Source organism: Kribbella sp. NPDC004138 (assembly GCF_053603655.1).
Genome location: NZ_JBSGFZ010000002.1, coordinates 98540 through 114507, shown reverse-complemented (window position 1 = coordinate 114507; position 15968 = coordinate 98540). Strand labels below are relative to the sequence as shown.

The 15968-nt window shown below is 65.8% G+C and carries 15 protein-coding genes; 6 read left to right on the top strand and 9 right to left on the bottom strand.

Features of this window, described 5'->3' with window-relative positions; all coding sequences use genetic code 11:
• The first annotated feature begins 356 nt into the window (after positions 1-356).
• Both ACWEOO_RS02580 and ACWEOO_RS02575 read left to right on the top strand, forming a co-directional pair.
• Positions 357-578, top strand: coding sequence for a hypothetical protein (locus ACWEOO_RS02580; protein ID WP_452141446.1), 222 nt, complete (start codon positions 357-359; stop codon positions 576-578).
• 47 nt (positions 579-625) lie between these two features.
• Positions 626-2245, top strand: a complete 1620-nt coding sequence (locus tag ACWEOO_RS02575; RefSeq protein ID WP_452141445.1) for an alpha/beta fold hydrolase — start codon at positions 626-628, stop codon at positions 2243-2245.
• Positions 2246-2291: 46 nt separating this feature from the next.
• Here ACWEOO_RS02575 and ACWEOO_RS02570 read toward each other — a convergent pair whose 3' ends face one another.
• Both ACWEOO_RS02570 and ACWEOO_RS02565 read right to left on the bottom strand, forming a co-directional pair.
• Entirely contained in the window at positions 2292-2861 is a 570-nt protein-coding gene (locus ACWEOO_RS02570; protein ID WP_359939087.1) for an OsmC family protein, read from the bottom strand.
• A 12-nt stretch (positions 2862-2873) separates the two neighbouring features.
• Entirely contained in the window at positions 2874-4055 is a 1182-nt protein-coding gene (locus ACWEOO_RS02565) for an NAD(P)/FAD-dependent oxidoreductase (protein ID WP_452141444.1), read from the bottom strand.
• A 148-nt stretch (positions 4056-4203) separates the two neighbouring features.
• On the opposite strand from ACWEOO_RS02565, the gene ACWEOO_RS02560 reads away from it, so the two are divergent.
• A complete protein-coding gene (locus tag ACWEOO_RS02560) occupies positions 4204-4881 on the top strand; it encodes an AzlC family ABC transporter permease (RefSeq protein WP_452141443.1) in 678 nt (225 codons plus the stop codon).
• Complete coding sequence (locus ACWEOO_RS02555) at positions 4878-5195, top strand: AzlD domain-containing protein (protein WP_359939096.1); 318 nt, start codon at positions 4878-4880, stop codon at positions 5193-5195. The genes ACWEOO_RS02560 and ACWEOO_RS02555 overlap by 4 nt, the downstream gene beginning before the upstream one ends.
• Before the next feature lie 1465 nt (positions 5196-6660).
• Here the strand turns inward: ACWEOO_RS02555 and ACWEOO_RS02550 are convergent.
• The gene (locus ACWEOO_RS02550; protein ID WP_452141442.1) at positions 6661-7572 is read right to left on the bottom strand and encodes an NAD(P)H-binding protein; all 912 of its coding nucleotides are present in this window, start codon (positions 7570-7572) and stop codon (positions 6661-6663) included.
• A 457-nt stretch (positions 7573-8029) separates the two neighbouring features.
• Between ACWEOO_RS02550 and ACWEOO_RS02545 the strand changes: the two genes are divergently transcribed.
• Both ACWEOO_RS02545 and ACWEOO_RS02540 read left to right on the top strand, forming a co-directional pair.
• Positions 8030-8932 carry an NmrA family NAD(P)-binding protein gene (locus ACWEOO_RS02545; protein ID WP_452141441.1) on the top strand — a complete coding sequence of 301 codons (903 nt, stop codon included), beginning with the start codon at positions 8030-8032 and terminating at the stop codon, positions 8930-8932.
• 59 nt (positions 8933-8991) lie between these two features.
• On the top strand, positions 8992-9798 hold the full coding sequence (locus tag ACWEOO_RS02540; RefSeq protein WP_452141440.1) for an alpha/beta hydrolase: 807 nt from the start codon (positions 8992-8994) through the stop codon (positions 9796-9798).
• A gap of 108 nt (positions 9799-9906) precedes the next feature.
• On the opposite strand, the gene ACWEOO_RS02535 is transcribed toward ACWEOO_RS02540, so the two are convergent.
• The 6 genes from ACWEOO_RS02535 to ACWEOO_RS02510 form a co-directional block, all read right to left on the bottom strand.
• Positions 9907-10890 carry an MBL fold metallo-hydrolase gene (locus ACWEOO_RS02535; RefSeq protein ID WP_452141439.1) on the bottom strand — a complete coding sequence of 328 codons (984 nt, stop codon included), beginning with the start codon at positions 10888-10890 and terminating at the stop codon, positions 9907-9909.
• A gap of 171 nt (positions 10891-11061) precedes the next feature.
• A complete protein-coding gene (locus ACWEOO_RS02530) occupies positions 11062-11598 on the bottom strand; it encodes a carbonic anhydrase (protein WP_452141438.1) in 537 nt (178 codons plus the stop codon).
• Between the two features lie 128 nt (positions 11599-11726).
• Positions 11727-12233 carry a carbonic anhydrase gene (locus ACWEOO_RS02525; RefSeq protein WP_452141437.1) on the bottom strand — a complete coding sequence of 169 codons (507 nt, stop codon included), beginning with the start codon at positions 12231-12233 and terminating at the stop codon, positions 11727-11729.
• Positions 12234-12286: 53 nt separating this feature from the next.
• Positions 12287-13960, bottom strand: a complete 1674-nt coding sequence (locus tag ACWEOO_RS02520; protein ID WP_452141436.1) for an FAD-dependent oxidoreductase — start codon at positions 13958-13960, stop codon at positions 12287-12289.
• A gap of 91 nt (positions 13961-14051) precedes the next feature.
• Entirely contained in the window at positions 14052-14897 is an 846-nt protein-coding gene (locus ACWEOO_RS02515; RefSeq protein ID WP_452141435.1) for an alpha/beta hydrolase, read from the bottom strand.
• 76 nt (positions 14898-14973) lie between these two features.
• Positions 14974-15804 carry an alpha/beta fold hydrolase gene (locus ACWEOO_RS02510; RefSeq protein ID WP_452141434.1) on the bottom strand — a complete coding sequence of 277 codons (831 nt, stop codon included), beginning with the start codon at positions 15802-15804 and terminating at the stop codon, positions 14974-14976.
• Positions 15805-15968 lie beyond the last annotated feature (164 nt).

Sequence of the window (15968 nt, the reverse complement as noted above, 5' to 3'; positions counted from 1 at the left end):
GAGGCCGCCGAGTCCGCGGTGATGAGGCTCGGGGAGGGATCTTGGGTGCAGCTTCGATGGTCTCGATCTCGCGGACCGGATTGACGGAGATGGCTCCGCAGCGGACAGCGATCGCGATGACCGCGCAGCAGGTTTCGCAGTGAGCTCGCCGGACTGGTTCGCCTTGGCGCGGTCCTGGACCTTCTGCTGCAGGACCCGCTCGGCCGCGGTCTTGGTCTTGCCGAAGGCGGACACCGGGCGGACGTGACCGTCGTGATCGCGGAACTGCCGGTGGTGGCTGGTTCGGGCGCGGTGTTGGTGTCGGCGTCTCCAGGTCGACCAGTGCAGCCGGTGCCGGAGGTCGCGGAGCGGACCTGGTGCTGATCGAACCCGGTGAGGGTCTTGCCGGCCTGGAACGACTCCTCGATCGTCCAGCGGCGTCCGGCCACGCGGACCAGCTCGCGCAGCGGCGCCGGGCGCGGCGACCAGCAGCGGTAGTAGCCAGTTCGCCGGTGGTGTTGTTGCGGCGGATCAGTAGCCACCAGTACCCGCTTGCGCCGGTGCGGCTGGGCCGGATGCTGATCCAGGCCCAATCGTAGAAACGCTGCCCCTTGGAACCGACGCCGGCCGACAGCCACTGCCACCCGTGCCTGAAGGCGCAGCAGACCTTGACCCCGGCACCGCTCGACCGCGTGACGCAGAAGGGCTGACCCGGCATAGTCGTCATGTGGTGCTTGGGTTCGGTGGGGATGTGGAGTTCGACCCGGCGTTGTTCGAGGTACGGCGGGGTGGCGTGCCTGTGCCCCTGGAGCCGCAAGCGTTTGATGTACTCGCCTACCTCGTCTCGCACCGTGACCGGGTCGTTCCGAAAGAGGAACTGATGGATGGCGTCTGGGGCGGCCGGTTCGTCAGCGAAACGGCCGTCACCAGCCGGATCAAGCAGGTACGGCGGGCGCTCGGGGACGACGGCCACAGCCAGCGGATGATCCGGACCTTGCACGGCCGCGGGTACCGGTTCGTCGCGCCGGTCGAGTCCAGGTCCGAGGACCGGCCGAGCGAGCCGATCCGGTACACCGTCTCCGACGGACTCCACATCGCCTACCAGATCACCGGCGGCGGGGAGCTCGACATCGTGCTGATCTCGGGCTTCGTGTCGCACCTCGAACTGGACTGGGGAGACCCGCGGCACGCGCACTTCCTGCACCGGCTCGGCTCGTTCGGCCGGCTGATCCGGTTCGACAAGCGCGGCACTGGGATGTCGGACCGACCGTCCGGGCTCCCGGACGTGGAGACGCGGATGCACGACGTACTCGCGGTGATGGACGCCGTCGGATCCCGGCGCGCCGTCCTGGTCGGGTACTCCGAAGGCGGGCCGATGGCGATCCTGTGCGCCGCGGTCCACCCGGAGCGCGTGGCCGGACTGGTGCTGTACGGCACCTATGCGAAGCGGATCTGGTCCGAGGACTATCCGTGGGCGCAGAAGCAGGAGGAGCGTCAGGCCTACACCAACGAACTGGTCAGCAAGTGGGACTGGGAGGCCGACATGCTGATGCGCTGCCCGTCGGCCGACGCACCGATGCAGCGGTGGTGGGCGCAGCGGATGCGGTCGGCGGCGACGCCGTCGACGGTGCAGGCGCTCATGGACATGAACTCGCTCGTGGATGTCCGCGACGCGTTGCCGGCCGTGCGTGTGCCGACACTGGTGATGCACAGGATCGACGATGCGCTCATGAACGTCGGCGGTTCGCGCTATCTGGCGGAGCACATCCCTGGTGCACAGTTGGCGTTGCTCGACGGTGCGGACCATTTCGTGTCGGGGAACCCGGACCAGCTTCTCGACACGATCGAGCGGTTCCTGCGCGACCTGCCCACGCCGAGGGGGCATCCGATGGCGCTGGCCGCTGTCGCGGCACCGGCCGGACCAGGTGCCGCCGATTTGGCCGACGGGCTCGTGGCGGCCGGTGGCCGCCGCGCCTCTGGTCCTGACGGTCGTGCGCTGGTGCTGTTCGACGGACCGGCAACCGCAGTGCGCGCCGGCCTCGCTCAGTTGCACCGCACCGACAGACTTGGTGTCGCCATCGCGGAGGTGCCACGGCACGAGACTCAGCTCGACGCACACGGCGTACGGCTGGCCGTCTCACTGGCGGACCGAGCGACTCCGGGGTCGTTGTGGCTGAGTTCGGCTGTGAACGACTTGGTGGCCGGGTCCGGTGTTGTGACCGAGCCAGTGGAAGACGCGGTCTTCAGGGCCGTCGCTGCGGAGTGAAGGCCGGTCTGCCAGCCCCGGAGTGGCAGACCGGCCCTGTGGGGGATCAGGCGGTCGCGACGTCGACCGATACCGGGACGCCGTGCGTCATGACGTCGTACACCGCGGAGCGCTTCATCGACTGCGCGACCAGCGCCTTGAGCTTGTCGGCTTCAGCGTCGCCCTTGACGTGGAAGACCACGCGGATCGTTTCGTAGCCGTTGCGCACCTCGGGGTCGAGTCCGAGGATACCGAGCAGGTTGATGTCGCCCTCGACGGTCGACGTGACCTCCTCGAGGTCGATGCCGCGGGCCGCCGCGATGTTCGCGAGTCCGGCGGTCAGGCAGGCGGCGAGCGCGTGCAGCAGATGCTCGGCCGGCGTGGGTCCTTGGTCGGTGCCGCACAGCACCGGCGGGTGGTCGGCGTCGAAGTGGAAGTCCGCGGTACGGGCGTTCTCCTGACCGGCCCCGTAGTAGCGGTTGATCGTGCCGCGGTTGTGGGTGCCGCTGATCCACCGGTTGGTGGCGCGGAACTGGAACCGGGCGATTTCGGGTTGGGCCTTGACGGCGTCGAGGGTCGCGAACAGTGCGGCGGTGTCGACCCCGTTGCGGTGGCTGTCGGTGGCGGTTGCGGTCATGGTGCGGTCCTTTCAAGCGGCGAGATGCGCTGTGAGTCCGGGAAACGAGGCCAGTTCGTCGGCCTCACGCTCGAGTGCCTCGCTGAGCCGCAGCTGCAGTTCGACGAAGCGGTCGGGCGCTGGGAAGGCGGTCAGGGCGCGGGTCAGGTCGAACACCTCGCGCGCCATCAGATCGCGGTTCTGCTGGTACGACGTCATCGCGACCGGCTCGTCGCGCGGGTCGCCAAGACTGTCGTTGACGGCGGTCGCCAGGAGCTCGGCGTCCCGGAACGCGTCGGTGATGCCGTGCCCGGTGATCGGGTCCCGGTGGTAGCCGGCGTCGCCGACGAGCGCCCAGCCGGGGCCGTGGGCCTGGCGACGGTAGTTCGGCAGATCGGCGGTACCGCGGAGTCTCGTGGTGACCTCGCCGACTTGCTCGCCCAGGCGGGGTACGAGTTCTTCGAGCTGCTGGACGAAGACGGGGATGCGCGCCGAGCCCGCCGTACGGATCGGTTCGAGGAGCGGGGTCGGACGGATCAGCCAGACGCAGGCGGTGTCGTCATGCGTCGGGAAGACACCGGCGAAGGTGTCCTTTGCGATGTGGAACTCGTAGGTGTCGGGTCTGAGTCCGGTCACGTACGTGTAGAAGACCGCGCAGGGTGAGGTGAAGTGCTCGAGCGTCTCGGCGCCGAAGTACCCGGCCATCCGCGACCTCCTGCCGTCTGCGCCGATGACGATGCGAGCAGGTAGCTCGATCAGTTCGCCACTCGCGGTTCGACCGGTGATGCCGGTGACGCGCCCGTTGTCCGAGCGCAGTACGCCGGTCGCTGTCACGCCCGTGTGGAGTTCGGCCCCCGCCTCGACGGCTGCGTCGGCGAGCAGGCCGTCGAGGATGTGGCGGCGTGGCGCGACGAGCGCATCCACGCCCGCGCGTTCCTTGATCCGCCGTACCTTTGTCTCGCCCTGCGCATCGAACAGCACCTGGGTGATCGCGGGTGCGCCGCTCGCGAGCACGCGATCGAGCAGTCCCCAGCGCGACAGCTGGACCACACCGCCGCGCAGCAGCCCGTGGGTCGACAGCGTGTCGCTCGGCAGTTGCGCCTTGTCGACCATCACGACGTTGCGGCCCAGCTCGGCCAGCAACTTCGCGGTAGCCGCACCGGCACAGCGTGCGCCTACGACGAGTACGTCGTACATCTTCTGCCCCCATCTCATCGTGATGGGACGACTCTGCGTTGTTGCGGCGGGCAGATGCTTGGAGAGGATGTGGAGACCGGGTGGAGGGACAATCTCCACGAGTTCTCCACATTTCCTGCTGTCGCCGGCCAAGCGGTCTACGCGCGACCGGCCTGAAGGTTGTGGCATGAGGACTCTTGTCGACAGCCGGCCATCTGAGCTGGCGTTACGCGACACCGCGTCGGTGGCGCTGGGGCTGGGCACGTTCGGTGTGACCCTCGGGGTGACCATGTCCGCTCTCGGAATCGGCGCGCTGCCCGGCCTGATCGGTGCGGCCGCTGTGTACGGCGGCAGCGCGCAACTGACCGCGGTGACACTCATCCACACCGGTGCCGCGTTTCTGGCAGTTGTCGTGTCGGCGGCGATCGTGAACGCGCGGATGCTTCTGTACGGCGCGTCGCTGTCGCCGCGGTTCAGCGACCAGCCGACCTGGTTCCGCTGGCTGGCGCCGCAGTTCATCATCGACCAGACGTACCTGCTGTCCGGCGCGCGGCCCGAGCTCGTCGGGCGCGCGTTCCGGCGCTACTGGGGATCTCTCGGCGCGTTCATCCTGGTGGTGTGGTGCGGCTCGATCGCTGTCGGCATGGTCGCCGGCCCCGCGCTACCGGACCTGCCGCACCTCACCTTCGTCGGCACCGCGATGTTCCTCGGCCTCCTGGCACCCCGGCTGACCAGCCGCCCTGCTGTCACTGCCGCTCTGACCGGCGGACTGGTCGCTGCCGTGGTTGCCCTGGTCCGCCCGGAGCTCGGCATCCTCTGTGGAGCCATGAGCGGCGTCATCGCCGGATCGGCGGCCCGACGATGACCGCGCTCCTCGCCCTCCTCGCTCTGGGCGCTATCAGCTGGGTACTCCGCATCACCTTCATCACCCTGGTCCCGGCCGACCGGCTACCTGCCCGCCTCCGCGACGGACTCGAGTACCTGGCGCCGGCGGTGCTCTCGTCGATCATCGCGGTGGAGCTCATGCGCCTCGTCCACGACGCAGAACCCCTCGACCTGACAATCCTCCTGGCCGGCGCCGCCACCATCGGCTGGGTAGCCCACCGCACCCGAAACATCTCCCTCGCCTGCGGGCTGGGCGTCGCCGTCGTACTCATCCTCGACTACGCACCCCTCTGAGCCCAGGCCTACCCGGCGCGGTGTTGTTCGGCCAGGGCGGGCAACGTCAGCCGCTCGGGCGACGAGCTCGAGGAGGTCGCGTCGGAACCGCCATCGCTTCGCTGTCTCGATCGCCGGGATCCGGCCGTCGCGGGCGCGGGCCTTCGTCTCGGCGATCGGCAGGTCGAGGATTCGCGCCGCGTCGCGGAGGCCGACCAGGACGTGGTCACCAGTCGGGGGGCACTGGCCGGCGTACGGCGAGGGTCGGGCGAGTTGGTGGCGCCACAGGATCTGGTGCCGGCATACGGGGAGCAGGGGGTTGCCGGTGGCCGCGAGTGTGCGCGTGTGGATCAGGGCCCACAGGTCGGCGGTGGTGCAGTCGAAGATCGCGATCGCCTCGTGCATGGTGATCGGTTGGGCCAGGTATTCGACGTCGCTGGTTCGGTAGCGGCGGTGGCGGTGCCCGGGGTGGAGGGTGAGGATTCCGGCCTTCGCGAGCAGCTGGACTCGTTGCCGGGTGTCCTGGAGCACGGCCGCGGCTTGGGATGCGGTGAGCATCGGGTCGGCGGCGAGGCGAGGCTCGCCGCTGCCCGGCCTCCGAGGCGGACTTGGTGCGTCCGGTGGCGGTGACGTCGCGGACGTGGCCGTCATGGTCTCGGAAGTTGGCCTTCGACAGGTAGCGGATCGGCTTGCCCTTGTCGTCGGCCTTGTCGACTCGGGAGGAGATGCTTCCCCAGGAGCCGATCTCGAGCGGTGGTCTCGACATGTCATGCCTCCAACCGGAATGAGGTTGGTGGCTCAACGCTGGCCCGCAGGGTCGGAACCGAGGCGATGTGATGTGACGCACAGTCACGATCAGATGAAGAGGCCGCGGTCGTTCAGTGCCGACGGCTTGGTGCTATTTCGGTCCAAAGAGGGACATAAAGGGGTAGCAGCAGGCATGAAGAAGCCCAGGACACTTGCGTGGCCTGGGCTGTTGTGCGCCGCCAGGGACTCGAACCCCGAACCCGCTGATTTCCACCTGAGGTTGATCAGCGTTCGCCGATGGTGAGTGAAAACTCTTGTTGGTAAGGGATCCAGGGATGGTGTTGTACTCATTGGTCCTCATCGCCAGCCATCCTCCCGCGCTGATTGAGGTGCGTAAAGAGACGCGTGGTCGGAGCGTACAGCTGAGACAGCGAGCGAGTTCAAGGCGGGGAACGTGGTCGCTTGGTGTGTCGGCTCGGTGATGAATGCGCGACAGGCTCCCCCCAGACCGCGATCCCGAACCAGCCGCCCGGCATGCTGGCGCGGTGGACAAGGATCGCTGACCAGACCGGTTCTTCGCGACGCGTTGACGCGGGATCGTTGGCAGAACTCCGCTGTTGTGCATCAGCACAACTGATGCACTGGTCCACAGGAAGAACAGTGGATCGCGGCCGGCCGGATCGGGGTGATGTGTGTTCACGGCTGCGGCGCTGCGGTTGGCGACGCTCCTACCGTGAGATCATCCGAAGAGGCCGCGGTGCTCGGCGATGTAGTGTCCGACGGATTCGGCGGGCGTCCCGGTGACGTTTTCGACGTCGTCGGTATGCCGGTTGTAGCGGTTAGCCCGGTGTAGTTCCGCCACGGTGACGATGTGATCGGTCACGTGTGCGGAGATGCCCAACGACTTGATCGCGTTGCGGAAGTCATCTAGCGACATGTCTACGGCGGACACAGGTCGATCGAGACCCAGGGCGTACTGCTTGGCCAGGCCGTTGATGTCAAGGAGCGTAGGTCCGGTCAGTTCATAGACCTGACCGATGTGCCCAGCCGGACTTTGCAGAATCATGGCGACTACGCGCGCAACGTCGGTGGCCGCGACCGGCGAGGTGCGCCCCGTCCCGAACGGCAGCATCAGTTCTCCGCGTTCAGCGATCGATCGTCGTGACAGCAGGGTGAACAGCGGGTTGTCCAGGAACACCGTCGGCCGAACATGGACGGCCGGCACACCAGACCAGTTCATGATTTGTTCCGACAGCCAGTGCCAGCGTTGGTGGTTTGATTCTTCTGTGCTCGTCGAGGTCATCTCTGAGACAGTCATTTGCGACATGTTGACCAACACTTCGAGATCGCCGCGTTCGGTGGCGGCAGCGCACATGACGGCGGCGGCCTCGAGGTAGTCCGCGGAGACTGCCATGTTGAAGAACACCCGGGCCGCCCCCTTCAGGGCCGCGGCGACATCACCTGGATTGGTGAGGTCACCGACGACGATGTCCACGCCGCGATCTCGAAGTGCGTCGGCCCGGCCGTCGTCGCGGTGAACCATTGCACGCACGGATTCGCCGCTGTCGCACAAGAGGTTGGCGACGAGACGACCGATATTGCTGACTCCGCCGCCAACGCCGGTGAGGAGGTACAGACTGCGTTCAGCCATGGTCAGCCGCCTGAGCGAGCGAGCGGGCTCCCCGCTGAAGGGTCATCGCCACCGCAGGGCCGCTTGATACCGTCATCAGGCCTATCTCCATTTCAAGTGGAAGACATGTTCTTTCGCGTGCACCAAGGCGGTGAGCGCGCCAGCGACACCGTATGCGCACGCGGACGGCTGCGTCGGCGCTGTGCAGGCCCGGCATAGTGGCGTGCACACGATGACGACTGCAGGCGATGATCTGGAACTGCAGCTGGCGATCATTTCCTTGACCCTGGAGTGGTGCTCTCCGCGCCCTGGGCATGCGTCATCCCGTGCACGGTCTTATGCACCAAGTGCACGGGATTTGCTTGGCGGAACTGCCTGGCGGGTCCTCCCTATAGCGTCGATATCTGGCCACTCCCCACAATCGAGCGTCGGCGCTTCCGGTCGGCGTGAAACGCCTGCAGATCGATCGGAGCATTTCATGACACGTGTACTGGTGACTGGGGCAACCGGGGCAACCGGGCGCGCCACCGTCCGCGCTCTCCATGGCAGCGATGTCCAGGTTCGCGCGCTGGTGCACAACAATGACGCCCGCGCCGAACCGCTTCGCGAGCTTGGCGCCGAAGTTGTCACGGGTGATCTGCTCGACTTCGACAGTGTGATCTCAGCCCTGGAAGCCGTCGATGCCGCGTACTTCGTCTATCCGGTGCAACCTCAGTTGATCGACGCCACCGCGTACTTCGCCCAGGCGGCGCGCGAGGCAGGGGTGCGAGCAATCGTCAACATGTCGCAGCGTCCCGCCCGCCGCGAATCGAGAAGCCACGCGTCCTTGAACCATTGGATCGCCGAGCGGGTCTTCGACAGGTCCGAAGTGCCGGTCACACACCTGCGTCCGAGTCTGTTCGCCGACTGGCTGCTGTATGCCGGTCAGGTGGACCGCATCATCGATGCGAACGTGCTGGCGCTGCCGTTCGGCAGTTCACGATTCTCGCCAATCGCTGCCGAGGATCAAGGGCGAGTCATCGCGACGATACTTGCCGATCCCGGCCCGCACGCTGGGCAGGTCTACTACCTCAACGGACCTGAGATCATGACAGGCAAGACCATCGCCGAAGCCGTCGGCGACGTGCTTGGACGGACCATCTCCTACTATCCGATGCCGGTCGCTGACTTCCAAGCCATCGTCACAGAGATCCCCTACCTGTCCAAGTTCTTTGCACAACACATCGGTGCTGTCGCCGACGATTTGGCGAACGGTGTCTTCGAGGCAACCAACACCACCGTTGAAGACATCACCGGCGGCGCTCCTATGAGCGTCCGCGACTTCGTCCGGCTCCACATTGACGAGTTCGCACCCCGCGGCCCAGTCACTGACGCATCGTAAACCAGCGTGCCTTACGCCGCTCATGTCCCCAACACCCAACCAAACTTGAGGGAACTCCGATGACATCACCCACCAAAGCCCACTCGGTCCTCTTCATCCATGGGCTGTGGATCCACTCCAGCGCCTGGCAGCCTTGGCTGGAGTTGTTCGAGCACAACGGCTACAGGGCATCGGCGCCGGGCTGGCCCGGCGACTCGCCGACCGTCGAGGAGACTCGCGCCCGCCCCGATGCCATGAACGACATCGGCATCACTGACATCGTCGACCACTACGCAAGCCTTATCGATCCAGCCGCACCGAAGCCGATCATCATCGGGCACTCCTTCGGCGGACTGATCGCCCAGGAGCTTCTGGCTATCGGCCACGCTGCGGCAGCCGTCGCCATCGACCCGGCCGCCATCAAGGGCGCCAAAGCCCTCCCGTTCGCACAACTGAAATCGGCCTTCCCCGTCCTGGGCAACCCGGCCAACCGTCACCGTGCCGTGGCGCTGACCTCCAAACAGTTCCGCTACGCATTCGGCAACACCCTGACCGAAGAGGAGTCCGACGCGCTCCACGCCAACTGGTCAATTCCAGGTCCCGGACGCCCCCTTTTCGAAGAGGCCGGCGCCAACCTCACGCGACACTCCGCGACCACGGTTGACACACACGTCGCCGACCGCGGTCCGCTGTTGTTGACCTCAGGCACAGAGGATCACGTCGTACCCCTCAAAGTCACACAGCAGGTGCACGAGTTGTACGCCGCGGGGCCGGCCGAGACCGACCTCCACATCTTCGACGGGCGCGGCCACTCGCTGACGATCGACAACGGATGGAAGGACGTCGCCGACGTCGCTCTCGAATGGCTCGATCGCAAACGACTCTAGCTTACCGGAGCCGAACGGTGGCCTCGGGGCGAGGAATGGACTCAGCCGACCGTCACCCGGAGGGAAGATCGTCCAGGGGAAATACGGATCATCAACGGCAGATTTCGGTCAAGTGCTGACCAGGCGGTAGGTGGTGCCGCTGCTACTGGGTATCCACGCGTCGGGGAGTGAGGCAGCGAGAGTGTGCTGAGCCCGCCATCCTGTGCAGTGCCCCGACGCGATCAGCTGCGGCGCGAGTTCGGTCAGTGCTGCGACGGTGGGTGCAATGACGGGCTCGAACGCCGGGCCACTGAGGTGCAGTCCACCGATCAGCGCGTGGACGCGGTCGACGCCGGTCAGGCGTTGCGCGTGCCGCAAGATGTTGATTACTCCAGCGTGGCCGCAACCGGTGAGTACCACCAACCCGTGGCCGCGCAGATGCATCACCAACGCTTGGTCATCCACAACCATGGGATCGTGGCGCCACCCCTGGCCGGTCCAGATTTGGTGCTGCGGCGGCATACCGTGCTCAAACTCCGTGGTGCGGTCGATCTCGCCAGTGACCAAGACGCTACCGTTCACAAGGAGCGAGGGTTGCCTCCGCTCGATGACCTCGAACCCTTCCCCGTTCAGGGCTCGTTTGCTCAGCGTGGGCATTTCGTGCGCCCCGTCCGGCGTCAGCAGCCTTCGCCGGCTCCATACCTGCGGGTGGAGCACCATTGGCATTTTCCTTGCGCCGAGTCGATCTGCCATGCCGGTCAGTCCGCCGGCATGATCGAAGTGACCATGGCTGAGTACCACGCCTTGGATGCTGGTGAGGTCGATGTCCAAGCGGTCAGCGTTGCTGACCATCGCCGTTGGTGAGAGGCCGGCGTCGAACAGCAAGCGCGTTTCCCGTTTGCCTTCACGAATCGCCACCATTGCGGAGAATCCGTGCTCGGCCAGGAGGCCGACCGAGGTGTGACCGCCGTCGAACTGGCCAGCTGGAGTGTCGACTGCTCCGAACCCAGCTCGGGTGACCCCCGCGCTACTGGTCAGCAGTGCGTCGAAGACGTTGTCCACCACCGTGGTGATCCGGATCTCGTCGACCGGAGCGAGAGCAATTGGGTCCACTGCATCCCTGTGGACTGGCCGTGGAGCGGAATCGGCGACGTCCCGCGGCGTCGCGTTCGTCGAGTCGCACATGGTTTCTGCTTTCGTCGTTGTGCACGGCGAGCGCCCCGTAGTCAGGATGCAGTGAGGTCGGGTTCGGCTGCTCTGCACTGACATCGCCTTGGGCAGAGTTCAGTCGGTCGGTAGCGGGCTGGGAGCGACGACAGTCTCGACCAAGCCTGTAGAGACGTCGTAGACCAAGCCGGACACCAAGAACTCGCCGCCTCGGATCTCCTTCTTGATGACCTCGACGTCGACTTGAACCGAGGCGATCGGGTCGCTGACCGATTTGGCTTCGAGGTCCTGGGCCCGGATCTCGAAGTACTCCGTCAGCAGATCTGGGCAATTGGCCAAGTCCGTCATCCCGCAATCGGTGTGGTGCAGTATGACCAGGTTCCACGCGCCTGCATGCCTGCTGTCCGCGTTCGCCTGACCGACCTTCCCTAGCATCACCATGGTGCGCAGCGTCGCGGGGGTGATCCGGCCTCCGACGTTTCGGATCACCGCTGCTTCACCCAGTTCGATCCCCAGCACGTAGGCCGGATCGACGCGCGGATCGACACACCCCACAACCGTCATGTTGCCGCTGGGGTTGAGGGCTAGGCCGGTGGTGAATCGCCCTGCAGCAAAGTGTGCGTTGCGGCTGGTCAGATCGTGAATCTCGGTCATCACGCCTCCTGCGAACAGTTTCGTGGTGGATAGGTTCCCTGTAGATCGCCGGCAACGGGCGGGTGAGACCCGCATGGTTCGCCACGGCTCACAGGTCTGGCGTACGCACCGCCTCAGCGGATGAGGCCTTACACAGACTCGACTCGTCCGGTCATCACGTCGTACACGAACCCGGAGACCTGGGCGCCCGCCAATTTGGGCTCGGAGAGCAGTACGGCGACGTCATGGGCAACTGCTTCCCGGGGGTCGCCAACTGTCTGCTCGGCCAAGTGATTCTCGTCGAGTTCGAAGTAGTCGGACAGCAGGTTCGGCTGGTCCTCCAGCAAAGTGATCCCACAGTTCGTGTGCTGAAGGACGATCAGGTTCCAGCCGGGACCGAGATCGGAACCAGCGGCCTGGGTCACTTTGCGGAGCATGACCAGCTCCATGAGCGTCCGCTTGGTGACGCGACCGCCGACATTACGGATGGCCGCGAGTTCGCCCGGTTGAGCCCCGAGTACGGCTGTTGGGTCGACCCGTGGGTCGACGCAGCCGATGACGATCGTCTTCAGTGAGGGCATCATGCGCAGGCCAGAGGTGAACTGGTGCGCTGCGAAGTCCTCGTTTCGCGTGGTCACGGTCTCGATTACGTCCATTTTGTGCTCCTTGGAATCTTGTCTTTGACTTGCTCTGTGTGCCGATTGAGGTCTCACAGCGAGATCCCGATGGCAGCATGAATCGATCTGACCGCGCTGGCGCCTTCACCCACTGCAGCGGCGACCCTCTTCATGGAGCCGACACGGACGTCGCCGGCTGCGAAAACGCCAGGTGTGCTGGTCTCGAAGGGAAGGGGCGCACGTCCGAGAACCTTCCAGACCTGACCGAGTCCATGCGGGTCCAACTGCGCGTCGGTTCGTATGAATCCGTCGGTATCCATGGCAATCCCACGCAGCCAGGCCGTAGCCGGGTCCGCACCGATGAAACAGAACAGGCCGCGGCAGGTTTGCTCGACACTGCTCATTGTGGTGCGGTCCACGAGATTGATGGTCTCGAGGGTTGCTCGGCCCGCCACGCTGCTGATCTCGGTCGACGTCCGCACTGTGATCTGTGGGTCAGCGGCCAGTCGGTCGACGAGGTAGGCGGACATGCCGGAGGCTACGTCATCGCCGCGAACGGCAACAGTGACCTCGCACCCGTGTGACGACAGGTAGAGGGCGGCTTGGCCGGCTGAGTTGGCGCCACCGACGACCGTGACGGGTGCATCGGCACAAGCTTGCGCCTCCAGCTTGGTCGCGGCGTAGTAGATGCCGGCGCCTTCGAACTGTGTCCATCCCAGGAGCGGCAGCGCACGGTAGTTGGCGCCAGTGGCAATAAGGGTGGCCCGTGTGTCGATTCCGGTCCCGTCGGCGAGGGCAACGCGCAAATACTCTCCTCCGCAGTCGAGGTCGGCGACCTGGCAGGGGCTGAAGAGCCGTGCCCCGAACTTGAGGGCTTGGAGCGTGGCCTTCTGGGCGAGTTCCTGGCCGCTGAGGCCGGAGGGAAAACCCAGGTAGTTTTCGATGCGTGAACTGGATGCGGCCTGGCCGCCGGGACCGACAGCGTCGAGCAGGACTGTGTCCAGGCCTTCAGAAGCCGCATACACAGCGGCCGCCAGACCGGCAGGGCCGGCACCAATGATGGTGAGGTCGACCGGGTCGTGTTGTGTCGTTCGGTAGGACAGGCCCAGCATCTGTGCGAGTTGGCCGGGAGTCGCCTGGCGCAGAACGTGGTCGGGCGTGATCGCGGCGGGTAGATCCGTGCTCGCCAGTGGCGTCGAGGACATGATCGCCTGACCCGCCAAAGTCCCGGCATCGAGCCACAGGTGCGGCAGTCGTTGCCGGGCGGCGTAGGTGCGAAGCGCCAACGCTTCGGCTGACATCGCGTTGCCGATGATCTCGAGTCCGCGGGCGGCGATCCCGTCGCGGAGTACATCCCGGCGGGCCAGAAAGGTTCTGAGCAGGACGTCGGAGACGCTGGGATCATCGGCCATCATCCGGCGGAACTGAGGCGGAGAGATGCGGTGGATCCGCCCTGATTCGACCACGCGGGCTACGAGATAGGCAGTCTGGCCGGTCAGCAAATTGAGTTCGCCGAGGAATCCGCCCGGACCGTAACTGGCGATGATTGCCTCAGGTTCGTCGCGGGTGGGCGGAGAGACGAGCTCGATTCGGCCTGCGTCAATGACGATCAGGTCATAAGCCGGGTCGCCTGGTCTGAACACCACGTCGCCCGCGCGTACGTCCTGGGTCACCCCATAAACGATTAGCCGGTCCAGTTGCGACGCGGTGAGTCGCGGCGAGGCGAGTGATTCTCCGGCCGGCAGGTTGGGTTCAGGTTCGGTCATCGGTCGCCTTGTCTGAGCGGGGGTAGGCGGGGACGCGCCTTGCCGGGGCCTGCTCCCCCGCCCGATTCGGCCGGGGGAGCAGGCGCGACTTTCAGCGGCAGGCTGTGAGCGTGGCTGCTGTGACGACCAGGTCAGTGACCACCGCGGGCCGATACACCATCGACAGGTGTGGCGCTTTGAATTGGACGACGTGCGCTCCGGCGCGGGCGGCCATGATCCGCTGTTCGGCCGGCGGGATCACCTGATCCTCGGTGCCGATCAAATCCCACGACGGGATCGTCTTCCAGGCCGGGACGCCGGTCACGGCCTCGTCGAGTGCGCTGGCGACCAGGGGATGCTGTGCCTCCGCGAGCTCAGCCGCCTTGGCCGCTGGGATCCCGCCTGCGAAGATCTGCGGGAACAGGTCCTTCTTCACGTACAGGTCGTAGTTGGTGCCACCGTTGATGGGAACGATGTCGAACACTGTCCGCGGGTCGTCGACGGCCAGCGCGGAACCGTCCTTCGCCCTGGTCAGCTGGTTGAGCGTGTCTCCCTGGTCAGGGATGTAGGCGTCGATGTACACGAGCGCCTTGACGTTCTTGTTGCCGGTCGCGGCCTTGGTGATCAGGATGCCGGCGTAGGAGTGCCCCACCAACACGATGGGTCCTGACAAGGTGGCGAGGTGGTCCGCGAGGTAAGCGGAATCGGAGGCGACCCCGCGCAACGGGTTGGGTACCACGTCGACCGGGTATCCCAATGCACGCAGTCGCGCGGTGACGGAGTCCCAGCTCGATTCGTTGGCCCAAGCGCCGTGCACGAGCACGATCGTGGGTTTGACGATGCGATACTGCGTCGACGCCTCGGCGGTGGCGCTCGAGACACTCGCCGCGGTCAGAACCAGCAGGCCTGCGGCCAACGCGCCGGCCACTGCTCGGGTGAACTTTCTGATGCTGTGCATGATGTTCCTTTGGTGTTGTACCGATCCGGGGTGAGCCTCTGGCAGCCCGGGGTGCAGGGGAGACCGGAGTCCCTTGTTACTTCAAGAAGTCCAGGAGGGCGGCGTTCACCTGGTCGGCGTGCGTCCAGATGATGGCGTGCGGGCCGCCCCCGACGACGACGTGCGTCAGGTCCTTGATCAGACCTGGGAGCCGGTTGCCGGTGAAGACCGGTGGCAGGATGCGATCCTGGTCGCCCTGCATGACCAGCACGGGGACGTCGAGGTTCGGCAGATCGTCGCGGAAGTCGGTAAGCCAGGTGGGAATGCAGACCACCGCGCCCGTGGCGGATGCGGATGTGGCGGTGTTCCAGCTGGACCGGAAACGCTCCTCGCTGACCAAGCTGCCGCCGTACACGTCGTAGTTGTAGAAGGCCTCGAGGAAGCCGGTCATAAAGGCCGGCCGGTCGCCTTTGGCCGCGGCCACGAAACCGTCGAACAGGCTTTGGTCGAGGCCGTCAGGATTGTCGTCGGTCTTGAGCAGGAACGGCGGAACAGGTGCGATTAGCACCGCATTCTTCACTCGGCCGGACCCGTAGGTGCCGATGTAGCGGGTGACTTCGCCGGTGCCCATCGAGAACCCGGCCAAGGTGATGTCGTGCAAGTCGAGCGTGCGGATCAGTACGTCGAGGTCCGCGGCGAAGGTGTCGTAGTCGTAGCCGACGGCCGGTTGGCTGGACCGTCCGAATCCGCGCCGATCGTACGCGATCACCCGATGCCCGGCGTCGAGCAGTGCAGCCTCCTGCTTCTCCCAGGACCGCCCGTCGAGCGGATACCCATGGATCAGGACAACGGGCGCCCCTACGCCGTGGTCCTCGTAGTACAGCTCGATGTCCCCTGAATTTTCCTGGCCCACCCTGATGTGCGGCATGATGCCTCTCCACTGCGCTGACCGTGATCCGGGGCCGGACGGCCCGGCCTTCATCACGCTAAGTGGATCTACGTGCGGCCGGTGCGTCGCACACGAAGGCGTGCACGCGCTGCCGAAGACCGTGCACACCGTGCAGACAGCGGCGGAAGACGCACGGCCTCGGC

What these genes read in the sequence shown, in the direction of transcription:
- ACWEOO_RS02570 (WP_359939087.1), bottom strand. Translation starts at nt 2,861, where the DNA reads ATGACCGCAACCGCCACCGACAGCCACCGCAACGGGGTCGACACCGCC.
- ACWEOO_RS02565 (WP_452141444.1), bottom strand. Translation starts at nt 4,055, where the DNA reads ATGAGATGGGGGCAGAAGATGTACGACGTACTCGTCGTAGGCGCACGC.
- ACWEOO_RS02560 (WP_452141443.1), top strand. Translation starts at nt 4,204, where the DNA reads ATGAGGACTCTTGTCGACAGCCGGCCATCTGAGCTGGCGTTACGCGAC.
- ACWEOO_RS02555 (WP_359939096.1), top strand. Translation starts at nt 4,878, where the DNA reads ATGACCGCGCTCCTCGCCCTCCTCGCTCTGGGCGCTATCAGCTGGGTA.
- ACWEOO_RS02550 (WP_452141442.1), bottom strand. Translation starts at nt 7,572, where the DNA reads ATGGCTGAACGCAGTCTGTACCTCCTCACCGGCGTTGGCGGCGGAGTC.
- ACWEOO_RS02545 (WP_452141441.1), top strand. Translation starts at nt 8,030, where the DNA reads ATGACACGTGTACTGGTGACTGGGGCAACCGGGGCAACCGGGCGCGCC.
- ACWEOO_RS02540 (WP_452141440.1), top strand. Translation starts at nt 8,992, where the DNA reads ATGACATCACCCACCAAAGCCCACTCGGTCCTCTTCATCCATGGGCTG.
- ACWEOO_RS02530 (WP_452141438.1), bottom strand. Translation starts at nt 11,598, where the DNA reads ATGACCGAGATTCACGATCTGACCAGCCGCAACGCACACTTTGCTGCA.
- ACWEOO_RS02525 (WP_452141437.1), bottom strand. Translation starts at nt 12,233, where the DNA reads ATGGACGTAATCGAGACCGTGACCACGCGAAACGAGGACTTCGCAGCG.
- ACWEOO_RS02520 (WP_452141436.1), bottom strand. Translation starts at nt 13,960, where the DNA reads ATGACCGAACCTGAACCCAACCTGCCGGCCGGAGAATCACTCGCCTCG.
- ACWEOO_RS02515 (WP_452141435.1), bottom strand. Translation starts at nt 14,897, where the DNA reads ATGCACAGCATCAGAAAGTTCACCCGAGCAGTGGCCGGCGCGTTGGCC.
- ACWEOO_RS02510 (WP_452141434.1), bottom strand. Translation starts at nt 15,804, where the DNA reads ATGCCGCACATCAGGGTGGGCCAGGAAAATTCAGGGGACATCGAGCTG.